This is a genomic window from Nocardiopsis sp. NPDC101807 (assembly GCF_044766605.1).
GTDB classification, from domain to species: domain Bacteria; phylum Actinomycetota; class Actinomycetes; order Streptosporangiales; family Streptosporangiaceae; genus Nocardiopsis; species Nocardiopsis tropica.
In genome coordinates, this window is record NZ_JBIWMK010000006.1 from 200,338 (window position 1) to 223,047 (window position 22,710).

Sequence of the window (22,710 nt, forward strand, 5' to 3'; positions counted from 1 at the left end):
ACAGAACGTGGTATACCCACCGGACGTGGATGGGGACCGGTCAAACAGCCAAAGAGGTATTCGGCCCAAGGGAAAGACCAGGGATGCCGCGCGCGTGGCAGGACGCCGGCGGGACGCCGCGCACAACGTGACCACCATACGTGGTCCCCGGCGTGAAACGACTGCCGCGTGCGCCGAATCACTGCCCGTTCCCGGCCCGGAGACCGGGCTTCCGGCCGGTCAGGCGCTCATGGATCTCCGTGTAGCGGTCCAGCGTGCGTTCCACCACGTGCTCCGGAAGCGCGGGCGGCGGGGTCTCCGAGGTCCGGTCCCACCCCGACTCGGGCGAGGCCAGCCAGTCCCGCAGGACCTGCTTGTCGAAGGAGGTCTGCGGGCGGCCGGGCGCCCACGCGTCCGCCGGCCAGTACCGGGAGGAGTCGGGGGTGAACACCTCGTCGGCCAGCACCAGGGCGCCGTCGGCGTCCCGTCCGAACTCGAACTTGGTGTCGGCGAGGATGACGCCGCGCTCCCGCGCCAGCTCCCGGCCGCGCCGGTACACGCGCAGGGTGAGGTCGCGCAGCTCGGCGGCGAGTGCGGCTCCGTGCCGGTCGGCCACGACCTCGAACGACACGTTCTCGTCGTGGTCGCCGACCTCGGCCTTGGTGGCCGGGGTGAAGACCGGCTCGGGGAGCTCGGAGCCGTCGACGAGGCCGTCGGGGAGGGGGACGCCGCACACCGTGCCGTCGACCCGGTACTCGGCGAGGCCGGAACCGGTCAGGTAGCCGCGCGCCACGCACTCCACCGGCACCATGTCCAACCGGCGGCACACGAGTGTCCTCCCGTCCCAGTCGGCGGGCGCTCCCGCCGGCGGGACGTCGGACAGGACGTGGTTGGGGACCAGGTCCCCCAGCTGGTCGAACCACCACAGGGACAGCTGGGTGAGCAGGCGCCCCTTGCCGGGGATCTCGGTGGGCAGCACCCAGTCGTACGCCGACACGCGGTCGCTGGCCACCATCACCAGGCTGCCGTCCGCCGCCGCGTACAGGTCGCGCACCTTGCCGGTGTGCAGGTGGGTGAGCCCCTCGACCCGGACGGGCTCGGGGGTGACGACGAAGCCGCTCATGTGGGTTCTCCGGATTCTCGCTACAGCTCGGCGGCGGCGCGCTCGGCGATGTCGGTGCGGTGGAACGAGCCGCGGAGCTCGATCCGCGACACGGCCTCGTACGCCCGCTCGCGCGCCTGGCGGAGGTCGGCACCGGTGCCGACCACGTTGAGGACCCGGCCCCCGCTCGCCTTGACGCCGTCGGCGCCCTCCCACGCGGTGCCGGCGTGCAGCACGTACGCGCCCTCCAGCGCGTCGGCCGCGTCCAGGCCGCCGATCAGGTCGCCCTTGGCCGGGTCGCCCGGGTAGTTCTCCGCGGCGACCACGACGGTGACCGCCGCGCCGGGCTTCCACTGGAGGGAGCCGATGCCGCCCAGCCCGGCCGTGTCGGTGGCCTGGAGGACCGCGCCGATCGGGGTGGCGAGCCGGTCCAGGACCACCTGCGTCTCCGGGTCGCCGAACCGCGCGTTGAACTCGACCACGCGCGGGCCGCGCGAGGTGAGCGCCAGACCCACGTAGAGGAGGCCCTGGTAGCGCGTGCCGCGCCGGTTCATCTCCGCGAGGGTCGGCCGCACGACCGACTCCATCACCTCGTCCACGAGGCCCTGCGGCGCCCACGGCAGCGGGGCGTAGGCGCCCATGCCGCCGGTGTTGGGGCCCTGGTCGCCGTCGTAGGCGCGCTTGAAGTCCTGTGCGGGCAGCAGCGGCAGCGCGTGCACGCCGTCGCTCAGCACGAAGAGGGACACCTCGGGGCCGTCGAGGAACTCCTCGACGAGCACGCGGCCGCACTCCCGGGCGTGCCGCTCGGCGAGGGCGCGGTCGTCCGTCACCACGACGCCCTTGCCCGCGGCGAGGCCGTCGTCCTTGACCACGTACGGGGCGCCGAACTCGTCGAGGGCGTCGGAGACCTGGCTCGCGGACCGGCACACGCGCGCCTTGGCGGTGGGCACCCCCGCCGCCTCCATGACCTCCTTGGCGAACGCCTTGGAGCCCTCCAGCCTGGCGGCGGCCCGGTCGGGTCCGAACACGGGGATGCCCCGCTCGCGCAGGGCGTCGGCCACGCCGGCGACCAGCGGGGCCTCCGGGCCGATGACGACCAGCTCGGCACGGATGCGCGCGGCCAGCTCCGTCACGGCGAGACCGTCGGTCACGTTGATGACGTGGTTCTCGGCCAGTTCGGAGATCCCCGGGTTGCCGGGCGCACTGTGGATGCCGGTGACACCCGGGTCCAGGGAGAGGGCGCGGACGAGGGCGTGCTCGCGGCCTCCGCCGCCGAGAACGAGGGCTTTCACTGCAGGGGGCCTCTTCGTGTTGAAGGCGGACGGGCGGGGTCAGACCAGGGAGCGCAGCTGGAGGGTCTCCTCGCGGCCGGGACCGACACCGATGGCGGAGACGGGTGCTCCGGCCATCTCCTCCAGGGTACGCACGTAGGCCTGTGCGTTCTTGGGGAGTTCGTCGAACTCGCGGACCCCGGTGATGTCCTCGGACCAGCCGTCGAGGTACTCGTAGACCGGCTCGGCGTGGTGGAAGTCGGTCTGGGTCATCGGGATCTCGTCGTGGCGGACCCCGTCGACCTCGTAGGCGACGCACACGGGGATGCGCTCCAGGCCGGTGAGCACGTCGAGCTTGGTGAGGAAGAAGTCGGTGATGCCGTTGATGCGGGTGGCGTAGCGCGCGATGGGGGCGTCGAACCAGCCGCAGCGGCGGTTGCGCCCGGTGGTCACGCCGTACTCGCCGCCCTGGGTCCGCAGCCACTCGCCCTGCTCGTCGAGCAGCTCCGTGGGGAAGGGGCCGGAGCCGACGCGGGTCGTGTAGGCCTTGAGGATGCCCACGACCTTGGTGATGCGGGTGGGGCCGATGCCCGAACCGGCCGCCGCGCCGCCCGAGGTGGGGGAGGAGGAGGTCACGAAGGGGTAGGTGCCGTGGTCGATGTCCAGCAGCGTGCCCTGGGAGCCCTCCAGGTAGACGGTCTTGCCCTCGTCGAGCGCCTTGTTGAGGATCAGCGAGGTGTCGGCGACGTACGGGCGCAGCCGCTCGGCGTAGCCGAGGTACTCCTCGATGATCGGCTCGGCCTCCAGGCCGCGCCGGTTGTACACCTTGGTGAGCAGCTGGTTCTTGTCGTGCAGGGCCAGCTCGATCTTCTTGCGCAGGATCGAGGGATCGAACATGTCCTGGACGCGCACGCCCTGTCGGGAGACCTTGTCGGCGTAGGTCGGGCCGATGCCGCGACCGGTGGTGCCGATCTTGCCCTTGCCGAGGAAGCGCTCGCTGACCTTGTCGAGGGCCCGGTGGTAGGGCATGATCAGGTGCGCGTTGGCGGAGATGAGCAGGCGGGACGTGTCCACGCCGCGCTCGTCGAGGCCGCGGAGCTCCTCCAGGAGGACGCCCGGGTCGATGACGACGCCGTTGGCGATGACCGGCACCACGTTGGGGGAGAGGATCCCGGACGGGAGCAGGTGGAGGGCGTACTTCTCGTCGCCGATGACCACCGTGTGGCCGGCGTTGTTGCCGCCCTGGTACCGCACCACGTAGTCCACGCGGTCGCCGACGAGGTCGGTCGCCTTGCCCTTGCCCTCGTCGCCCCACTGGGCACCCACGAGCGTGATCGCCGGCATCTGGATCTCTACCTTTTCGCTCGACACCTGAGCGGGGTTCCCACCCCGAACATGGATGAACCCCTGGCGCAAGGCAGCGACAGGGGCCGTTGCGTATTGAGCGTACACGACCTGCGCATCCGGGTTAAGTGGGGCGCTGGGGCGCCTGTGCCACACCGGGCCGCGCCCCTCGGCCTCCCGCCCGGGCCCGCGCGCGAAGATCCGCGGTACGCCCCGCGCGGGGCCCGGGGGCGGCCGGGGCGTCAGCCGTTGAGGGCCTTGTCGGCCTCGGCGCTGGAGTCGCGCAGGAAGGCGGCGCAGCGCTCCGCCTCCTCGGCGTCACCGATCTGCTCGGAGGCCTTGCCCAGGGCGTGCAGGGCGCGCAGGAAGCCCCGGTTGGGCTCGTGCTCCCACGGGACGGGGCCGTGGCCCTTCCAACCCGAGCGGCGCAGCTGGTCCAGCCCCCGGTGGTAGCCGGTGCGGGCGTACGCGTAGGCGGCCACGGGCCGCCCGTCGGCCAGGGCCAGCTCGGCCAGGCGGGCCCACGCGGCCGAGTACTCGGGGAAGCGTCCGGCGACCGGGGTGGGGTCGTCGGCCCGGGCCAGGGCCTCCCGGGCCTCGGGGTTGTCGGCCAGACGGGTCTCGGGCGGCTCGTTGAGCAGGTTCTGGTGCAGGTTCATGACCCCATCCTGCCACCGGGGCCGCACCCCTCACGGTGTCTCCCGCGACATCGCGCATCCGCCCCCTGTCCCCGGGCGCCGGCACGCCTCGCGCTCGGACAGGGCGCGCTGCCCGGCCTCCTGCCCCGGGCGCCGGCACGCCCCGGCCTCCGGGCCGTCCACGGGACGGGCTCCCCGGCAAGCCGCGGGGGCCCGGGGCGGACGCCGTGCCGCCGGGTCCGGGGAGGGGAGCGGGGCCCGGCGGACGTGCTGCCGCCGGGCCCCGCGCGCGCCCGCCTGGGCGGCGGGCGCCGGGTCCCTACTTCATCTTGTTGCCGGCGGACTTCAGCTGCCGTGCGGCCTCGGCGACGCGGTCGGCCATGCCGGCCTCGCCCGCCTTGCCGTAGGAGCGCGGGTCGTAGGCCTTCTTGTTGCCGATCTCGCCGTCGATCTTCAGCACGCCGTCGTAGTTCTTGAGGATGTGGTCGACCACCGGGCGCGTGTACGCGTACTGGGTGTCGGTGTCGATGTTCATCTTGACGACGCCGTAGCCGATGGCCTCGTGGATCTCCTCGATGGTGGAGCCCGAGCCGCCGTGGAAGACGAAGTCGAAGGCCTTGTCCTTGCCGTGCTTCTCGGCGACGGCCTCCTGGGCCTTCTTGAGCACCTCCGGGCGCAGCTTGACGAAGCCGGGCTTGTAGGAGCCGTGCACGTTGCCGAAGGTCAGGGCGGTCAGGTAGTAGCCCTTCTCCCCCAGGCCCAGCACCTCGGCGGTGCGCAGGGCGTCGGCCGGCGTGGTGTAGAGCTTCTCGTTGATCTCGCCGACGATGCCGTCCTCCTCGCCGCCGACGACGCCGACCTCGATCTCCAGGATCGTGCGGGCCGCCTCGGACGCGGCCAGCAGCTCCTCGGCGATCCGGAGGTTCTCCTCCAGCTCGACGGCCGACCCGTCCCACATGTGGGACTGGAACAGCGGCTCCTGGCCCTTGGCGACGCGCTCCTTGGAGATCTCCAGGAGCGGGCGGACGAAGCCGTCGAGCTTGTTCTCGGGGCAGTGGTCGGTGTGCAGGGCGACGTTCACCGGGTACTTGTCGGCCACGACGCGGGCGAACTCGGCGAAGGCGACCGAACCGGTGACCATGTCCTTGATCGAGGCGCCGGAGAGGAACTCCGCTCCGCCCGTGGAAATCTGGACGATGCCGTCGCTCTCCGCCTCGGCGAAGCCGCGCAGGGCGGCGTGCAGCGTCTGGCTGGAGGTCACGTTGATCGCCGGGTAGGCGAAGCCCTGGGACTTCGCGCGGCTCAGCATCTCGGTGTAGACCTCGGGACTGGCGATGGGCATGGCTTGACTCTCCCTGGATTCGGCCTGGAGCGAGCGGCCGCCGGTATCGCGCCGACGGCACCCCACGTGCGTTCCCGGTGGAGGCCGGAGAGCGGGGGAAGGCCCATGGGGCGGGCCGCGCTCGCCGGACGTGTCCACCAGGTGTCCCCCAAGTATCCCGAATCCACGGAGCCCTTGAAAAGGTCTAGACCAAATTGTCCGGAGTTCCCGGTGTCGTCGCAGCTGACGGCGTAGGCGTTCCCGGTTCTCCGGCCCCGGTGTGAAAAGTTGTGCATTTCGCGGGCGAACGTGAACGCATCATGGGAACCCCTGGACAGAAGGCCGATCACTGTCGCTTTTTGTCGTGATACGCGCTACATTCAACGCCGTGGGAAGGCATAGGAATGACCCTCGCGGCGTTGGCCAGGTGATGGCCATCGTCGGGGCTGTCCTGCTCCTGGTCACGCTCCTGGCCCTCGGCGGATTCTTCTTGTACCGCTCCCTCCCGGGCAACGGCGCCAGCGTGAGCGCCAACGCCTCGGGAACGGCGGCGGAGTCGGAGGACCCGGAGAACATGGGTGTGCTGCACATCCGTGTGACCGGCGAGTCCAGCGACGTCTTCGTCCGCATCCCCGGCGGCGACGTCCTCCTCGACCAGGAGGTCACCCAGGGCCAGTCGGTCAACTACGCGAGTGCCGAGGGCGGCCTGGAGGTCACCATCGGCGACCCCTCCGCCGTCGAGGTCTTCGTCCACGGGAACCGGCGCGACATCGCCGACCGCGGCCCCGGCCACAGCTTCACGATCGACGGTTAGACGGCTGCGCGCCTCCCCGGCGCGGGAGGGCGGGCCCGGACGGGCCCCGCCCCCGCGGAGGCGGTTCCGGCCGCGGCCGGAACCGCGCACCCGGCCCGCGGGCCGGACCCCTACACGTCCAGGTCGGACACGCCGTACACCGCCCGGTAGTCCAGGCCCTCCTCCGTGATCCGCCCGCGGGCGCCCCGGTCCAGGATCAGCGCGACCGCGACCACCTCGGCGCCCTCCTCGCGCAGGGCCTCCACCGCGGTCATCACCGAGCCGCCCGTGGTCGAGGTGTCCTCCAGGGCGAGCACGCGCCGCCCCCGCACGTCGGGGCCCTCGATCCTCTTCTGCAGACCGTGCGCCTTGCCCGCCTTGCGGACCACGAAGGCGTCCAGCCTGCGGCCGCGCGCGTGCGCGGCGTGCACCATCGCCGCGGCGACCGGGTCCGCGCCCAGCGTCAGGCCGCCCACCGCGTCGAACTCCAGGTCCGCGACGTTGTCCAGCATGACCGAGCCGACCAGCGGCGCGGCCTCCCCGTCCAGGGTGATCCGCCGCAGGTCGACGTAGTAGTCCGCCTCCAGGCCCGAGGACAGGGTCACCTTCCCGCGCACGACCGCCTTATCGTTGATCAGACGCAGGAGTTCATCACGTTCGCTCATGATCAGTGAGCCTAGAACACCCGGTCGGGCGGTCCGGACCGCGGCGGCCGGGGCGGAGGGACGACCATGCCACAGCACGAGACCGTCCGGGTCGAGACGACGGTCGACACGAGGGACGGCGCCGAACGGCTGGCACGGTCGGTGGTCGACCACCGGCTCGCCGCGTGCGCGCAGGTGGGCGGGCCCGTCACCAGCTTCTACCGCTGGGAGGGGGAGGTCCGGAGCGACGAGGAGTGGACCGTGGTCGCCAAGACCTCGGCGGACCGGCTCGACGACCTCACCGCCCACATCGTCGGAGTCCACCCCTACGACGTCCCCGAGGTGGTCGCCGTGCCGGTGGCGGGAGGCAACCCCTCCTACCTGGCGTGGGTGCGCGACGAGACCGCGGGCCGCACCGCGTGATCGCCGTCCTCCTCCCCCCGACCCTCGGCGCCGCCACCCGGCTGCCCGACCTCCACCGGCGGCTGCCCGAGGTCGGGGCGGGCGCCGTCCGCCCCGAGGTGGGCGGGGACGAACTGCCGCCGCACGCGGCGCGCTACGTCGCGCGGGCCAGCCTGGAGATCAACCGGCTGGTCGCGGCGGACGCGCCGACCGCCCTCGTCGCCGAGGGGGACGCCGGGCCCCTGCTGGGCGCGGTGGGCGCGGCGCAGCGGGCCGCCCACCGGCCGGTGTTCGGCTACGTGCTGGTGGACGCGTTCCTGCCCCAGCCGGGCAGCGCCGACCGGGAGGGCCTCGTGCGCTCGCAGAGCCCCGAGGGCGCGGCCCCGCCCGGCGCTCCCCGGCCCGGCGAGCCGGCCGCCTACCGGACCGAGCGGCTGCCGGTGGCGGCCGACTGGCCGGACGCCCCGTGCGCCTACCTGCTCACCGACCCGGCCTTCGCGCACGTGGCGCGGCTCGCGGGCATGCGCGGCTGGACCGTGCGCGAGACGGACCCCGACGGGGCCGCCGAGGCACTGGCGCGACTCCTCGTCGGGCTGCGCGGCATGTCCTGAGGCCGTGCCCGCCGGGCCGGGGAGCCTCCGGCGGGCGGGGCCTCCCCCGCGTGCCGGCGTACGGGCCCCCGCCGCCGTGCGGGGAGGCGCGGCCCCGGGCCCGCCGCCCCGCCGAAGGGGGCTCGGACCCGGTCCGGGACCGGAGCCGGGGGAGGCCGGGCGGCACGGTCGGAGCCCGGGACGGACACGCCCTCCCGCCGGAACGCGGTCAGGCGTCGACGGCCGCGGCCGCCCGCAGGTCGGCGGCGAGCGAGGCCAGGATCCCGGTGAGCATGCCCGCGCCGGTGACCGCACCGCTCACGAGGGGCACCCACCCCGGGTACCCGGCGAAGACCATCGCCAGCCCGGCGAGGCCGAGGACCGACATGTAAACGGCGGTGAACACGAGGGACCGGGCCCGCCAGCGCCGGGCCAGCGGGAAGAAGTGCAGCCCGACCACGAGGGCGATCCAGGCCACGTTGGCCTGCATCGGCGCGTCCAGGGCCCTCAGCGCCAGGATCCCGCCGAACAGCGCGACGGCCTCGACGGCCAGGACGGCGCCGAAGAACGCGTCGAACCGCATCCGCGGCCCGTCGGGGCCCGGGTCGGCGGCCGGCCGGCGGCCGATCGCGACGATCAGGGCGAGGACGGCGACCGCCGCGGCCACGGCGACGACCCGGAGGGCGAGCGCCACCGTGGGAGGCAGCGGCGGACCGGTGTTCGCGAGGACGAACGCCAGCCCGAAGCCGGTACCGATGAGGGTGCTCGTGAATCGTGTCATTGCGAGAACCTACAACGGTGAACGGCGGCCGCTCCTCCGATTTCGCCCCTGGGGCAGCGAAACGGGTGCTACCACCCCCGAGGGGGTGGAACCGCCGCGCGGGAGCGCGGCGGCCGGGCCGGGAGGCGTGCTCCCGACCCGGCCGCGGGAGCCCTCCGCCGAAGGCGTCAGGCCCGGTCCGGGATCGGGGCCTCCCGCACCGCCGTCTGGATCAGCCGCCCCGTGTCGCCGCGGGTCACCCACTTGCCGCGGCCGGGGGGCTGGGGCGCCGCGTACACCCGGGGCAGCAGCTGGCCCTCGCTCCGGTCGCCCGACATCACCAGGGCGCTCGTCCCGATCTCGCGCATCGCCTGCACCAGCGGGTCGTACATGCCGCGTCCGGCGCCCGCCACCCGGCGCGCCACCACGAAGTGCAGGCCGATGTCGCGGCCGTTCGGCACGAACGGCACGAACGGGGCCAGCGGCTTCTGGCCCGCCGTGGTGAGCACGTCGTAGTCGTCCGCGAGCACCACGATGCGCGGCCCCTTGAACGACCCCGGCTCGAGGGAGTCGACGTCCCCGTCCTCGGGCAGACGGCCCTCCACCTCCTTGGCCACGCCGCCCGCCAGGCCGGCGCACACGCGCGGACTGCTCGCGTAGCCGCCCATGTACTCCTCGGGGACCACGTTGCGCAGGGTGCGGCGCGGGTCCATGACCGCGAACACGACCTCGTCCGACGAGTACCTCTCCACCAGGCTCTCGGCGATGAGCCGCAGGAGGTTGGTCTTGCCGCACTCGCCGTCGCCCAGGACGAGCAGGTTCTGGTCGCGGTCGAACAGGTCCAGCAGGACCGGCTCCAGGGCGCGCTCGTCCACGCCGATCGGGACCAGGCGGGGTTCCGACTCGACCGTCGGCAGCGTGCGGGCCGACAGCCGGTGCGGCAGGATGCGCACCTTGGGCGCCCGCTTGCCGCGCCAGGCCTGGTCGACGGCCCGGACGGTCTTCTCCACGACCTCGCCCAGGTTGTCGCCGTCCGCCACCCCGTCGATGCGGGGCAGCGCCACCTGGCCGAAGAGCTCGGCGTCCGTGAGGACGCGGCCGGGGGTCTTCGCGCTGATCGTCTCCGAGAGCTTGCGGTCGATCGTGGAGTCCGACGAGTCGTTCAGGTGCAGCTCCACCTTCTGCCCGAAGTTGGACTGGGCGGCGATCCGGACGTCGTTCCAGCGCAGCATGCCCGCGACCACGTGGACGCCGAACCCGCCGCCGCGCTGCAGCAGGTCGGTGACCTTCGGGTCGATGTCCTCGAAGTCCTTGCGCAGCGCCCCGAAGCCGTCGATGCAGAACACCACGTCGGCGCTGGCCAGTTCCGGCACCTCGCCCCGGGAGTGCATGCGGCGCAGCTGGGCGACGGAGTCGATCCCCCGGTCGCGGAACACCGCCTGCCGGTGCTCCAGCATCCCCTGGATCTCCTCGACGGTACGGCGGACGCGCTCGCTGTCGGTGCGCACCGCCACCCCGCCCACGTGCGGGAGCGACGCCAGCGACTGGAGGCCGCCGCCCATCAGGTCCAGGCAGTACACGGCCACCTGCTCCGGCGTGTGGGTGAGCGCGAGCGACAGCACGAGGGTGCGCAGCAGGGTCGTCTTGCCGCTCTGCGGCCCCCCGATGACGGCCGCGTGGCCGCCGGACGCCGTCAGGTCGAGCTCCCACACGCCCTGCCACTGCTTGGCGGCGTCGTCCAGGACGCCGACCGGGACGTGCATCGGCTCGTGGGCGCCGGGCAGCCGCAACCCCCGCTCGCCCTCCACCGGGGCGCCCGCCACCATGTCCAGCGTGGTCGCGGACGGCAGCGGGGGCAGCCAGATCTCCCGGGTCCGCTCCCCGTGGCGGCCGAACTGTCCGACCATCACGTCCAGCAGGGTCGGCCCGACCGTCCTGGACGGCATCGGGGTGTCCTCGCCGGAGGTCCGGGCCGCCGCCGGGTCCTGCCCGCCGTCGCTGTTGTACGCCGTGTAGGGGCGCACCGACGGGGTCCCCTCCGAGACCTCCTCCTCGGCGACCGGCCCCCGGTAGGCGCCGGACACGTATCCGGCCTTGAACCGCTGGTAGACGCTGGTGTCGACCTTCAGGTAGCCGAACCCCGGCAGCGAGGGCAGGTGGAACGCGTCCGGGGTGTTGAGGACGGTGCGGCTCTCCTCCTCGGAGAAGGTCCGCAGCCCCAGGCGGTAGGACAGGTAGGTGTCCAGGCCGCGCAGCTTGCCGCCCTCGATGCGCTGGCTGGACAGCAGCAGGTGCACGCCGATGCTCCGGCCGATCCGGCCGATGGACAGGAACAGCTCGATGAAGTCCGGGCGCGCGGTCAGCAGCTCGCCGAACTCGTCGATGATCACCAGCAGGTGCGGCAGCGGCGGCAGGCTCGGGTCGTGCTCCCGCTTGTACGTGTAGTCGCCGATGTTGGACACGTTCCCGGCGTCGCGGAGCATCTGCTGGCGGCGCTGCACCTCGCCGGACAGGCTCGCGTACACGCGCTCGATGAGCGCCGCGTCGTCCTCCAGGTTGGTGATCACCCCGGCGACGTGCGGCATGTCCTCGAACGGGGCGAACGTGGCGCCGCCCTTGTAGTCGACCAGGACCATGCTCACCCGCTCGGGCGGGTGGGAGGCGGCCAGCGCCAGCACGAGGGTGCGGAGCATCTCGCTCTTGCCGGAGCCGGTGGCGCCCACGCACAGCCCGTGCGGGCCCATGCCCAGCTGCGCGGACTCCTTGAGGTCGAGGATCACGGGCTGCCCCATGTCGTCCACGCCGATCGGGACGCGGAGGAACGCCCGCTCGCTGCGCGGCGCCCACAGGCGCTGCACGTCGACGGCGCCGGGGTCCTGCACGCCCATCATCGCGGGGAAGTCGACGCTGCCGCCCTCCTGGGCGGTCTCCTCGATCGACTCCGGGGACAGGCGGAGCGGCGCCAGCATGCGGGCCAGGCCCGTCATGGTCGCGGCGGAGACGTCGTCGACGGTGCCGCTGGTGACCACCGGGTCCGTGCCGCGCAGCTCCTCGATCCGGACCTGGTCGCCGTCGACGGTGATCCGCAGGTTCACGTCGCCGGGCTCGTCGACCTGGCGCGACACCAGGTGCAGGACGGTGACGCCGAGGTCGGCGGGGTCCACGGCCTCGTCCGGCCGCACGAGCTCGGCGGCCACCTCGCCGTGGGTGTCGTGGACGACCAGCAGGCGCCGCATCATCCGGTACGCCTCGCGCTTGCCCATGCCCCTGCGGACCTCCGACGCGAAGTCGGTGCGCGAGCGCAGCTCGTCGGCGATGAGGCCGCCGAGCTCGGCGGGGGTCGGGGCGATGAGGCGGACGGCGGCGCCCCCCTCGCGCCGCCGCGGGTCCAGGACCTGGGGCAGCCACGGCAGCCAGGACCAGTCGTCGGCGTTCTCGGGCGGATAGGACACGGCGAGGCCGGCGTCCTCGGGGGCGTGGAACGCCCCGAACTGGGCGGCGAGCGCTCTGACGAGCCGCATCACGTCCTCGCGCTCCCCGATGACACTGACGTTCCCGGCCATGTCCAGGGGCAGGGTGAGCGGCATCTCGGGGACGGACTCGAACCGGCGGATGGCCGCCTGCGCCTCGGAGAGCATGAACGGGTCGGTGGGGGTGAGGGCGGTCCCCTGCTCGGCGAGGCGGAGGGGGCGGCCCTCCGTCAGCCCGCTGCCCACGCGCACCCGGAGGAAGTCGCGGTGCCTGCGGCGGCGCTCCCACAGCCGGGTGGGATCGCGGACGACGTCGTACAGGGCCTCGGGGGGCGGGTCGAGCAGGCGGGCGTGCGCGCGGGTGCGCTGCTCCCATCCGCCGAGCTCCTCCCGCAGCTCCTCCAGGTACTGGAGGTACAGCTCGCGCTGGTTGCGGCGCTGGCGGGCGACCTGGCCGCGCCGGGAGAACAGCATGGCCAGGGCGGCGAGGAGGGCGACGACCAGGACGACGCCGCCCAGCGCCATGAACGCCGGGTTGCGCATGACCATCATGATCGTCAGCGACGCCATCATGCCGACCATGGGCAGGATGGTCATGAGCGGGTTGCCCTGGGCCTTGCCGTCGGGGAGGGTCGGCGGGGCCTCCACCTCGTGCGGGTCCTGGGCCGGAGTGGGATGGACGGTCCGTGTCGGCCGGTGCACGACGCGAAGGCTCATCGGCTTTCCTCTCGGCGCAGGGGTGGGAGGACGAGGGAGCGGGGGAGGGGCGTCCGATCCCGGGAGAACCCTACCGAAGCCGGGTCCCGGGGGGCCTCGCGGTGCGCACGGGCACGAGTCGCCCCGCGGACCGGGCCCAGGGGGTCCCGGGCGGCGCCGCGGACACGCCGCGGCGCGGGGTCGGGTAGAAGCGTCCGGAAGTCGTGCCCGCGGTCCAAGGGTCCCTCCGCACCGGGTCGTGTCTCTCCCGCGTCGTCCCGGGCCCGTGTCCACCGTGCTCCGTCCCGTCGCGCCTGCGCGCCCGCGGCCGGGCCCGATGTCGCGCACCGCGTCCCGGGAGGGGCCCGGACGGCCGCTCGCCGTCCCGGGGTCCCTCCGGCAGGACGCGTCCCGGTGGACCGGGCGCCACTGGGTGGGACACCGGGAGCGCCCGCATGGTTCGCGACCCGCGGTCCCCGGGCGCGAACGGCGGCACCGTGCCCGTCACGCGCGCGGCACGTGCCGGCCGGGTCAGGAGGAGGGCGCGTCGGACGGGCGGAGGTGGTCCATGAGGGCGCGGAAGCGGTCCCACGAGTCGGGCTCGGTGCCGTCCCCGATCCGGTACCAGACGGCGGGCGTCATCGGCGGGCCGAAGGGCACGCCCCTGACGGGGGCGGAGAGGGCCCGGTCCGTGCCCATCGAGGAGACGCCGTCGACGCCGACGGCCAGTCCCACCGGGACCGGCAGGCCGGACCAGCGGGGGGCGTAGGTGAGGTCCGCCCGCCCGAGGAGCCTCTGCACGGTCAGGCTGCGCAGCGCCTCGTTCGCGGACAGCTCCTTGACCATGGCGTTCAGTGCGGAGAAGTCCGGCTCCTCCCCGCCGGGCCGGCCCACCGCGAGGGTGACGCTCTCCCGGACCCCGTCGGGGACCGTGCTCACACGCAGGGTCCCGGTGAACGGGAGGGCGCCCTCCTCGCGCACGCTCTCCGGGCGGCCCGTGAAGGTCAGCCAGGTGGCGCCGGGGGCGCGCCGGCGGCACAGGTCGGTGACGCGGTCCCGGTCCCAGGCGTGCGCGAGGGGCTCGTTGGTGCCCCAGAGGGCGGGGGAGGACGAGGCGAGGTGGCCGGCGACCAGTTCGACGGCTCCGCCCAGCCGGAGGCTCACGGTGGCGGGGTGGACCATCTGGAAGTCGACCAGCAGCTGCGTGCCCGGGGCGCCGTCGGCCTCGGACCAGCGGAAGTCCGCATGGGGCCGGGGCGCGGCGCCGGGGTCGGCGGGGCCGTCCACGACGAACGCCGACACAGGGTCCCACACGAGGGGGACCCCGGAGAAGCCGTCGTGGTGGCCCCCGTCGCCGTTGCGCACCACCCAGCGCGCGGTGCGGTCGGTGAGCAGGGAGCGCAGCGAGTGGGTGATGCGGCTGTGCGCGGGGGTGACGACCTGGAGGTGGCGGCCCTCGCGGCCGTGCCGGGCGGTCGCGTCGACGAGCCATCCGCTCATGGGGACCAGGGGGCGGTCCTGCACGACCACGAACGCCTTCTCCGTCAGGACGGTGACGGCGGGGTGTTCGGTGGAACCGGTCAGGACGTCCTCGCGCACCGGCATCCGGGACTCCGGGACCCACACCGTGCCGCCGTGCCGCTCGACCAGGTGTTCGGCGAACCGGCGCACCAGCGTCGCGGTGTCGACGTCCGCGAGCTCGGCGCCGCGCGCCTCCACCCAGTAGGGCTGGGCGGGCAGCTCGTCGCTGATCCCGTCGGTGAGGAGCCGGTCCGCCTCGGCGGACAGGGCCAGCCGCTGGGCGGCCTGCATGGCGGCGACGAGCCTGCCGGAGTCGTCGCGCAGCTCGATGACGGCGCCCTCGGAGACGGAGCGCACGCGCAGGTCCGGTCCGGCCGCGACCAGGGCGTCGATGAGGCTGCGCCGGGCGGGGGCCTCGGCCAGCAGGGCGACCACGTCGTGACTCAAGAGGGCTCCTTCGGGAGTGTCACCTGGCGCGGAAAACCCTACCGAACCGGGTGGGAGGGGCCGGTCGAGGCCGTTCCGGGGCCGGTGCGGCGCGGAGGGCGGGCCCCGGGACGGCCGCCCGGCCGCCGGGCGGGGTCCGGTGCGCACCCGCGGACAGGGCACCGGACCACGGGCGACGGCTCCGACGGCGGCGGTCCCGCCGGACGGGGCCCGGCCCCGGGGAGGGGGCGTCCGCGTCCCGGGGAAGGGGAGCGGGGGAGCCGTGGCACGGGGGCGCTGGCCGGTTGTGGCCACGCGCCGCCGGTGCGGCCCGGTGCGGCCCGGAGCGGCGCCCCGGGCGGGCTCCCCGGGCGCCCGGCCCCGGGCTCCCCGTCCCTTCGCCGCGACCGGGGGCGGCCGTGACCCGGCCGCCCCCGGTCGCGGCGGCGACCCGCACCGTTCCGCGGGGCGGGAGGGGCCGTCCCGGGGCGGGACCCGCGGCGGACACATCCGCTCCGACCTGCGGGCCCGGCCGTTCCACGCGTGGACCGGGACGCGCGGCCCGGGGCGCGTCCCCGGTGCGGCCGGGACGCCCGCCGCCTGCCCGGACCCCTCCGGCGCGACCGCTTCCGCGCCCCCGGACCGGGCGGCCCCGGGCCGGGTCCCCCGTCCACAGGTCGCGGAGCACGCCTATTTCTTCGTCAGGGGTCGCTTGTACTATTCAGATTCTCCCCATAGGGGTGATCGAGTCCATCGTCCGGTTCCGGGACTCTCCCTCCGAACCACGGGCACTCCGCGTGCATCCTCCCCTTCGGGAGGCGACCGCCTCGCGAGGTCCCCCGAGGAAAGCAGGTGAACAGTTGTCACGCTGGGAAGTCGGCGAAAGCACTCTGAACACGCTGGCCCAGAACACCGGCGGTGCCGGTGACGAGCTGAGCAGCCTCATCCAGCAGCTCATCCAGGCCGCGGAACCGCTCGCAGGCAAGTTCGACGGAGCGGGCAAGGCGGCCTTCGACTCCTTCAAGCTGCAGGCCGACAGCATCACCGCCGACCTGCGCGCCGGCCTCGGCTCCATCCAGGAGGGGCAGGGCGGCATGAACACGGCCTTCACCACCGGCGCCGACACCATGGCCGACGACGCCAACCAGAACATGGGCGCGGCCAACTTCGACGCAGCCAAGTTCCGCTGAGCGCCCCCGAGGAGTCCGCATGAGCAACAACGCCTACGACATCGGAGCCTCCCAGGAGGCCCAGGCCAACATCACCACCATCACCAACCGGCTCGAGACGCTGATCGGCGAGCGCGACACCGACGTCAGCGCGGCCATGGCCGAGTTCGAGGCCACCGGGGTCTCCGAGGAGTACAGCGCCAAGGAACTCAAGTGGCACAACGCCGGCAACGAGGTCCGTGAGATCATCCGGCTGGTGCGCACCACGCTGGAGACCAACGACGGCACCGCACAGGAGACCCTGAGCCGCGCCAACGCCGCGGTGCAGAACATCTGACCGGTCCCGGGGCGGGGCGGGGTCACACGAGAGGTAACGGGGGGCACGGTTGGCACGCGACTACGACAGTCAGCTGCTGGAGTCCGTCGCCGTGCGCCGACAGCGCCTCCGGGAGGCGGTCCTCTTCGGGGGGCAGCGCACCCGGCGCCGCCTGGACGAGAACTTCGGCAAGGTGGCGATCAGTGCCTGCCTCGCCGCCGTCATCTGCGGCGGCACCGTCGGCTGGTCGTTCGTCAGCACCCAGCTCAGCACCCAGAGGGTCGAGCAGGAGCAGGAGGCGTCCGGTCCGGCGAACAACGCCGTCCCGCCCGTCCCCGGTGACTGGGTCGGCGCCCAGGTCACCCTCGACCGGGCCCGGGAGGAGCTGGACGCCGCCGGGGTCCCCCGGAGCCTGTACGTGCTTCCCGGGGACCCCCGCCCCGAGCCCGAGACCGTCGACAGCTACTACGTGATCACCCAGGACGCGGAGGGCTACCTGGCCGCGGCCGTCATCGACTTCGACCAGGGCCGTCCCGGCATGGAGTTCACGACCGAGGACCAGGCCGCGCGCTGGCTCTACCAGGAGCTGGCCACCACCGAGCCCGATCCCGCCGTCCTCACCCGGGCCGAGGAGGCCGAGACGGCGGAGGCCACGGCGGAGCTGGTCACCGGGGTCCGCGAGAGCCTGGAGGAGCGCAGCGGCGGCTCCTACCTGCACGGCCTGGAGGTCGGCGACGTGGTCGACTCCTTCGGCCAGGAGAGCGGGCGGTACCTGTTCCCCGACGGGACGCCGTTCGAGGAGCGCGGCCTGCCGGGGTACGCCCGCACCGGCGCGGACGGCGGGGAGCTGTACCACCGCTACCGGGTCATCCACCCCTTCCAGGTGAGCGCCACCGCCGCGCCGGCGCACGAGGGCCTGCCCGGCGGCGGGATCCGCTTCACGCTCGACACGGCCGGTTTCTCCGAGGTCCCCCCCGCGCCCACGGTCCGCTGGCTGATCGGCAACGGCTACCTCGAACGCATCGCCGTGGACGCCGTACCCGCCTGACCCCGGAAGGCGCGGGGCCCTCCCCGGGCCCGGGCCCGACAACGGTGGTGGACCGCCACCCCAGACGCGAGAGCAGGATTGGAAGGCAATGACCGCTTGGAGCCGGGTGACGCTCGTCGGTGAGGAGCGCAGGGTCGACGCCGTCCTACCCGCCGGCGAACCGGTGGGTGCGCTCATGCCGGAAGTCCTCGACCTCCTCGGCGACCAGGTGGAGAACCCCGCGAAGCTGCGCCACCTCGTCACCGCCTCCGGGATCGTCCTGGACGGCGACACCACCCTCGCCGACCGGCAGGTCGCGGACGGGGCGGTGCTGCGGCTCGTCCGGGCGGAGGAACCGGTGCCCGCGCCCGTGGTGCACGAGGTCCCCGAGGCGGTGTCCATGGCACTGGACGGCCACCAGGGGCGCTGGAGCCCCGAGGCGGCCCGGTGGACCGCGACGCTGGCGCTGGTCGTCCTCTCCCTCGGGGCGGGATGGGTGCTGCAGGGATACTTCTCCGGGGCCGGCGGCATCATCGGCCTGGCCGTGGTCGCCGCCCTCCTCGTCGCGGTCGGCGCGGCGGTCGGCCCCACGTGGCGCGAACCCCTGGGCACGGCGCTGGCGATCAGCGGCGCGGCGGTCGGCGGCCTGGCCCTGTGGCTGGCCTGCAACGCGTTCGGCTGGCCCGAGTGGGCCCGCTGGGGCGGCGCCGCCGCCCTGCTGGCGGGCCTGGTCCTGCTGCTCGGACTCACCTCGTCCCTGGGCCGCGGCGGGCTGACCGGCGGCGGGGTCGGGCTCGCCCTGGCCGCGGTGTGGTCGGCGGGGGCCGCGCTCGGGCTTCCCGCCCACCAGGTCGCCGCGATCATGACCGTGGCCTGTGTGGTCCTGCTGAGCCTGCTCCTGCGGCTGGCGCTGACGTTCTCCGGGCTCGCCGTGCTGGACGACCGGCGCAGCTCCGGTGACGCGGTGGCGCGCGGCGACGTCCTCACCTCGGTCGCCGGGGCCCACCGGAGCCTGGTGATCGCCACCGTCTCGGTCGCGGCGGCCACGGCGACGGCCGGCATCGGCCTGGCCACCCGCTTCGACTGGTGGACGGCCGGACTGTCGGTGGTCCTGGCGCTGGTGGTGGCCAGCCGTGCCCGGCTGTTCCCCCTGGTGGCCCAGAAGTCGGCGCTCATCGGCGCGAGCCTGGTGGTACTGGTGAGCTTCCTGTTCGCGTGGGCCGACGCCGTGCCGTGGGGCGTGTGGCCCGCGCTGGGCATCGCGGTCGCGGTCGCGGCGATTCCGGCCGTGGTCCTGTCCGTCGAGCAGCCCGAGCACGTTCGCGCCAGACTCCGCGGGGTCACGAGCAGGTTCGAGGCGATCGCCGTCGTCGTCCTGGTGCCGCTGGCGATCGGCGCGTTCGGCACCTACCAGCGACTCCTCACGACCTTCTGAGCGGGGGACGATGAACGCTTCACAGACCCACCTCGCGGCGATCCCCGGCGCGCCCCCCGCCCCGGCGGTCGGCGCGGGGCGCGCTGCCCCGTCCCGGCCCGTGCCCGCCGACGGCCTGGCGCGCAGGATCGGACGCACGGTCCTGCGCCCGTTCCGGCCCGTGGACGAGGTCGCGGACGCCATCGAGCTGGGCCGGAGGCTGCAGCGCCCCACCTCGACGGGGCGCCGCATCCTCGTCGACGACCTCGGGACGGGCGCGGACGCGGCGGTGGTCACCTCCCTCGTCGCCCGCGCACTGGCCCACTTCCGCCACGACCGGGTGCTGGCGGTGGACGCCACCGGACGGTCGCCGTCCATGGCCGACCGCCTGGGAGCGGACGAGCCGGGACACCTGGACGGGGTCGACCCCGCCACCTTCGAGTCGGTGTGCGCCAGCCTCGGCGGGGTCGACGAGAACCTGTGGACGGTGGGCGCCGCGCCGGACCGGGCGGACGCCTACTCCTCGGGGCTCCTGCCGATCTCCCGGTTCTTCGGGGTGACGCTCGTGGCGGGCCGCGCCGACGGCGCCTTCGCGGCGGCCGTGGGCGCGGGCGCCCACGCCCGGGTGCGGGTGGTCCGGGCCACGCGCGAGTCCGCGCTGAGGGTCGGACGCGAACTCGACTCGCTGGCCGCGACCAGGCCGGACGAGGTGGGGCGCACCGTGGTGGTCGTCTTCGACGAGCGCAGGCGCGAGGACCCGGCGTTCGACGTGGCGCGCACGACCGGGATCATCGCCGAGAGCGGCGCCGCCGTCGTGGTCGTGCCGCACGACCGGCACCTCGCGCAGGGGGCGGCCGTGCTCCCGCGGCTGATCGGCGAGACCACCCACCGAACGGTCCAGCTCGTCGCCGCCGAGGCCCTGGGCCGCGCCGTCGACGGGGCCGCGCCCGCACGCACGGAAGGGGAGTAGGCCGTGAACCAGCACCACGGGTCCGATCCCGGACGGGACACCCCTCCCCGGGGGAACCCGGGCCGGGACGACCGGCGTCCGGCGCCCCACGGAGGAGCGGGCGGCCCCCAGGACGCCCCGCCGCACCACCCCGACCAGGACGCCCCGCCGCACGGCGCCCCCTCCCGGGGGGACGCGCCTGCGGGCGCCGCCGCGCCGCCCCCGCAGGGAGGTCCCGGACAGCAGCGCGGCGGCGGTGCACAGCCGCCCCGGCCCGCTCCGTGGTTCCCCGAGGAGCCCGTACAGGACCCGCCGCACGGAGGCGCGTACCCGCCGCCGGGTCCGTTCCCCCCGACCCCCTACGCGGTGGAGGCGCCGCGTCCCCACGAGCCCACCGGACCCCACCGGACGCCGTGGGCGGGCTCCTCCGGACCGCAGGACCCTCCGGCCCCGCCGCAGCAGCCGCGGGCCTTCGCCCAGGACTCGATGGCCGAGGCGTTCCTGTCGGGCGCCCCGATACCCGCCCCACCGGCGCAGCCCCCGCACGCGCCCCCGCCGGAGCCCGGGCCCGGCGCGGTTCCGGGGCCCGCTTCCGGTCCGCAGCGCCCCTGGGAGGGCCCGCCCCCGGGGGCGCAGCAGCCGCCGTCCGGGCCCCAGCGGCCGGTGGAGCGTCCTCGGTCCGGGCCTCAGCGGCCGTATTCGCCGCAGGTCCCCTCAGGTCCGCAGCCCTCGGCGTGGGAGCGCCCGCCGTCGGGTGCCCAGCGTCCGCCGTCGGGGCCCCAGCGGCCGGTGGAGCGTCCGCAGTCGGGGCCCCAGCGTCCGTATCCCGGCACGGAGGCGCAGTCGGGTTCGCAACCCTCGGCCTGGGAGCGTCCGCCGTCGGGTCCCCAGCAGCCGTATCCCGGGGTGGGGATGCCGTCGGGTTCGCAGCCGCCGGTGGAGCGTCCGCAGCGTCCGTATTCTTCGCAGGCCCCCTCGGGTCCGCAGCCCTCGGCGTGGGAGCGCCCGCGGCCGGGTGCCCAGCGTCCGCCGTCGGGTCCGCAGCAGCCGTATCCCGGGGCGGGCGTCCCTTCGGGTCCGCAGCGCCCCTGGGAGGGGGCGCAGCAGCCGCCGTCCGGGCCCCGGCAACCGGTGGAACGTCCGCCGTCGGGGCCTCAGCAGCCGTATCCCGGCACGGGGGCGCCGTCGGGTCCGCAGCGGCCGGTGGAACGTCCGCCGTCGGGGCCCCGGCCGCCGATGTGGCCGCAGCCCCACCGGGGTCCGGCCCCGAGCGGTCCCGCGCACCACGCGTCGGCTCCCGCGCAGGCCCCGCCTGCGCAGACCCCTCCGACGCAGGCCCCGCCCGCCCAGACCCCGGAGCCGCCCCGGCACACACCGCCCGGGGACCGTCGGGAGGTTCCCCCGGCCCGCGCCTGGTTCGGCACGCGGGAAGCCGCGGAGGCGCCGGGCCCCCGGTCCGCCGCCGACGGCTCCCGCGCACCCCGCGAGGTCGGGCCGCCGCGCCCCGCCGACCCGCCGAACGTCGTCGGCGAGGAGCCGGAGGGGACCGACCCCGACGCGGAGGAGACGGACGTCTTCCTCATCCTCGGAGCCGACCGCCGCGCCCGCAAGGAGAAGGAGGAGGTCCCCTCCGACGCCCCCTCCGGTCCCGGCACGGTCTCCCCCGGCCCCGGTCCGCGAGCGCTGACCGAGCCGTCCTCCGACGTGCCCCCGGCCCCAGCGGGCCCGGGGGCCGAGGAGACGTCCCCCCTGTACCGGGGCGCCTCCCTGCTGGGCGAGGAGGCACCCCTCTCCGGTCCGGCGCGGACCGACGGCCCCGGAGAGGCCGCCGCTCCCGCCTCCGCCGCTCCCGGGGGGCGCTCGGCCCCGGAGCCGGGCGCCGCGGGTGGGGCCGGGACGGCCGCCGACCCCGTGGGGGAACCGGAACGGACCGGGCGCGGAACCGCCGCGGAGGGCGCCGGTGACGGGTCCGCCGGGGCGGTCCCCGACCGCGCGCCGGACGCGGACCCCGCGTCCCTCCCGGCCCCGGCCGTTCCCGAGCCCTTCGAGCCGGCTCCGCCGCCCCCCGTGACCGAGGTCCGCCCGGGGGCCGCCGGCCCCCTGGAGGTGACCGGCTTCCTGGACATCCCGGCCGCCCCCTACACGGAGGGCTGGCGGTCCGAACCGCTCGAACGCCCTGATCCCTCCGAACGCTTCGAGGGGCTGGCGGGGTTCGAGCAGGAGCACGAGCCCGCGACGCCCGAGCGGTCCGCGTGGCCCACGGCCGCCGAGGCCCCCGCAGGGGAGGGGACGCCGGGGGCCCGTCCCGGGGACGTCCTCCCAGAGGAGGCCGGTCCGGGCCCGGGGGCCGGGACCGGGCAGCCCGCGGCGGCCGGGCCCACGGGGATCGAGTCCTGGATCGAGGCGGCGGGCACGGCGGGCGCGGTGGGGCCCACGGTGACCGAGGTGGCCGCGATGGCGGCCGTGGCCGCGAGCGACGGGCACGTCCCCGTCCCCGGGGGGTTCGAGCAGCGGATCGCCGCCGTGAGGCCCGTTCCCGAGTCCGCCTGGAAGCGCGCGGTCTTCGGTGTGACGGGGGGACGCCTCAACCTCGGGTGAGCGCGGTGCGGGGCGGGCACGGCGCCGGAGGACCACGACGAAGGGGCGCGTCCGCCTCCCCTTGCGGACGCGCCCCCGGGGGGCGCCGGAACACGGCGCTCCCCCTTCCGCCGAGCGGCCCGGCAGGCTCTCCCGTGGGCCGGAGAACCCGGGGCCGTCGCCCGGCGGGCGGCCGGCCGGTCGCGTTCGTCCCCTCGGCGAATCCGCGTCCCGGCCGGCCACCGTCCGGCGCCGGGCCCTCCGCTCGGGGGCCGCGCGGCGCCTGGACGGCGTCACCCGG

General features: G+C 75.0%; 18 protein-coding genes. 9 read left to right on the top strand and 9 right to left on the bottom strand.

Features of this window, described 5'->3' with window-relative positions; all coding sequences use genetic code 11:
- Positions 1-178: 178 nt before the first annotated feature.
- The 5 genes from ACIRPH_RS19780 to fbaA all read right to left on the bottom strand — a co-directional run bounded on the left by ACIRPH_RS19780 (position 179) and on the right by fbaA (position 5,676).
- Positions 179-1,102, bottom strand: coding sequence for a phosphoribosylaminoimidazolesuccinocarboxamide synthase (locus ACIRPH_RS19780; RefSeq protein WP_402916358.1), 924 nt, complete (start codon positions 1,100-1,102; stop codon positions 179-181).
- 20 nt (positions 1,103-1,122) lie between these two features.
- A complete protein-coding gene (gene purD / locus ACIRPH_RS19785) occupies positions 1,123-2,373 on the bottom strand; it encodes a phosphoribosylamine--glycine ligase (RefSeq protein ID WP_402916359.1) in 1,251 nt (416 codons plus the stop codon).
- Positions 2,374-2,412: 39 nt separating this feature from the next.
- The gene (locus tag ACIRPH_RS19790; protein WP_402916361.1) at positions 2,413-3,696 is read right to left on the bottom strand and encodes an adenylosuccinate synthase; all 1,284 of its coding nucleotides are present in this window, start codon (positions 3,694-3,696) and stop codon (positions 2,413-2,415) included.
- A gap of 242 nt (positions 3,697-3,938) precedes the next feature.
- Positions 3,939-4,355: a DUF3151 domain-containing protein gene (locus ACIRPH_RS19795; RefSeq protein WP_402916363.1), complete on the bottom strand. Its 417-nt coding sequence runs from the start codon at positions 4,353-4,355 to the stop codon at positions 3,939-3,941.
- Positions 4,356-4,653: 298 nt separating this feature from the next.
- The gene (gene fbaA / locus ACIRPH_RS19800) at positions 4,654-5,676 is read right to left on the bottom strand and encodes a class II fructose-bisphosphate aldolase (protein ID WP_378553568.1); all 1,023 of its coding nucleotides are present in this window, start codon (positions 5,674-5,676) and stop codon (positions 4,654-4,656) included.
- 409 nt (positions 5,677-6,085) lie between these two features.
- Here fbaA and ACIRPH_RS19805 point away from each other — a divergent pair, with 409 nt between their 5' ends.
- The gene (locus ACIRPH_RS19805; RefSeq protein WP_402916366.1) at positions 6,086-6,469 is read left to right on the top strand and encodes a RodZ domain-containing protein; all 384 of its coding nucleotides are present in this window, start codon (positions 6,086-6,088) and stop codon (positions 6,467-6,469) included.
- A gap of 110 nt (positions 6,470-6,579) precedes the next feature.
- Here the strand turns inward: ACIRPH_RS19805 and pyrE are convergent, their stop codons facing one another.
- Positions 6,580-7,113: an orotate phosphoribosyltransferase gene (pyrE, locus tag ACIRPH_RS19810; protein ID WP_267947161.1), complete on the bottom strand. Its 534-nt coding sequence runs from the start codon at positions 7,111-7,113 to the stop codon at positions 6,580-6,582.
- A gap of 66 nt (positions 7,114-7,179) precedes the next feature.
- Here pyrE and cutA point away from each other — a divergent pair, with 66 nt between their 5' ends.
- Together cutA and ACIRPH_RS19820 are read left to right on the top strand one after the other, a co-directional pair.
- Positions 7,180-7,515: a divalent-cation tolerance protein CutA gene (gene cutA / locus ACIRPH_RS19815; protein WP_402916369.1), complete on the top strand. Its 336-nt coding sequence runs from the start codon at positions 7,180-7,182 to the stop codon at positions 7,513-7,515.
- A complete protein-coding gene (locus ACIRPH_RS19820; protein WP_402916894.1) occupies positions 7,512-8,105 on the top strand; it encodes a hypothetical protein in 594 nt (197 codons plus the stop codon). The genes cutA and ACIRPH_RS19820 overlap by 4 nt, the downstream gene beginning before the upstream one ends.
- Before the next feature lie 208 nt (positions 8,106-8,313).
- Here the strand turns inward: ACIRPH_RS19820 and ACIRPH_RS19825 are convergent, their stop codons facing one another.
- The 3 genes from ACIRPH_RS19825 to ACIRPH_RS19835 form a co-directional block, all read right to left on the bottom strand.
- Positions 8,314-8,865, bottom strand: a complete 552-nt coding sequence (locus ACIRPH_RS19825; RefSeq protein ID WP_402916371.1) for a hypothetical protein — start codon at positions 8,863-8,865, stop codon at positions 8,314-8,316.
- Positions 8,866-9,032: 167 nt separating this feature from the next.
- Positions 9,033-13,031 (bottom strand): type VII secretion protein EccCa, encoded by a 3,999-nt coding sequence (eccCa, locus tag ACIRPH_RS19830; protein WP_402916373.1) that lies wholly within the window; start codon positions 13,029-13,031, stop codon positions 9,033-9,035.
- A 510-nt stretch (positions 13,032-13,541) separates the two neighbouring features.
- Positions 13,542-14,978: a DUF6177 family protein gene (locus ACIRPH_RS19835; protein WP_402916375.1), complete on the bottom strand. Its 1,437-nt coding sequence runs from the start codon at positions 14,976-14,978 to the stop codon at positions 13,542-13,544.
- Positions 14,979-15,817: 839 nt separating this feature from the next.
- Between ACIRPH_RS19835 and ACIRPH_RS19840 the strand changes: the two genes are divergently transcribed.
- The 6 genes from ACIRPH_RS19840 to ACIRPH_RS19865 all read left to right on the top strand — a co-directional run bounded on the left by ACIRPH_RS19840 (position 15,818) and on the right by ACIRPH_RS19865 (position 22,430).
- On the top strand, positions 15,818-16,147 hold the full coding sequence (locus ACIRPH_RS19840) for a hypothetical protein (RefSeq protein ID WP_267947156.1): 330 nt from the start codon (positions 15,818-15,820) through the stop codon (positions 16,145-16,147).
- Positions 16,148-16,166: 19 nt separating this feature from the next.
- The gene (locus ACIRPH_RS19845) at positions 16,167-16,463 is read left to right on the top strand and encodes a pore-forming ESAT-6 family protein (RefSeq protein ID WP_402916377.1); all 297 of its coding nucleotides are present in this window, start codon (positions 16,167-16,169) and stop codon (positions 16,461-16,463) included.
- A gap of 49 nt (positions 16,464-16,512) precedes the next feature.
- Complete coding sequence (locus tag ACIRPH_RS19850; RefSeq protein ID WP_402916379.1) at positions 16,513-17,490, top strand: TNT domain-containing protein; 978 nt, start codon at positions 16,513-16,515, stop codon at positions 17,488-17,490.
- 88 nt (positions 17,491-17,578) lie between these two features.
- Entirely contained in the window at positions 17,579-18,904 is a 1,326-nt protein-coding gene (eccD, locus tag ACIRPH_RS19855; RefSeq protein WP_402916381.1) for a type VII secretion integral membrane protein EccD, read from the top strand.
- A gap of 10 nt (positions 18,905-18,914) precedes the next feature.
- Complete coding sequence (locus tag ACIRPH_RS19860; protein ID WP_402916383.1) at positions 18,915-19,853, top strand: ATPase; 939 nt, start codon at positions 18,915-18,917, stop codon at positions 19,851-19,853.
- Between the two features lie 1,215 nt (positions 19,854-21,068).
- Positions 21,069-22,430 (top strand): hypothetical protein, encoded by a 1,362-nt coding sequence (locus ACIRPH_RS19865; RefSeq protein WP_402916384.1) that lies wholly within the window; start codon positions 21,069-21,071, stop codon positions 22,428-22,430.
- Positions 22,431-22,710: the final 280 nt, after the last annotated feature.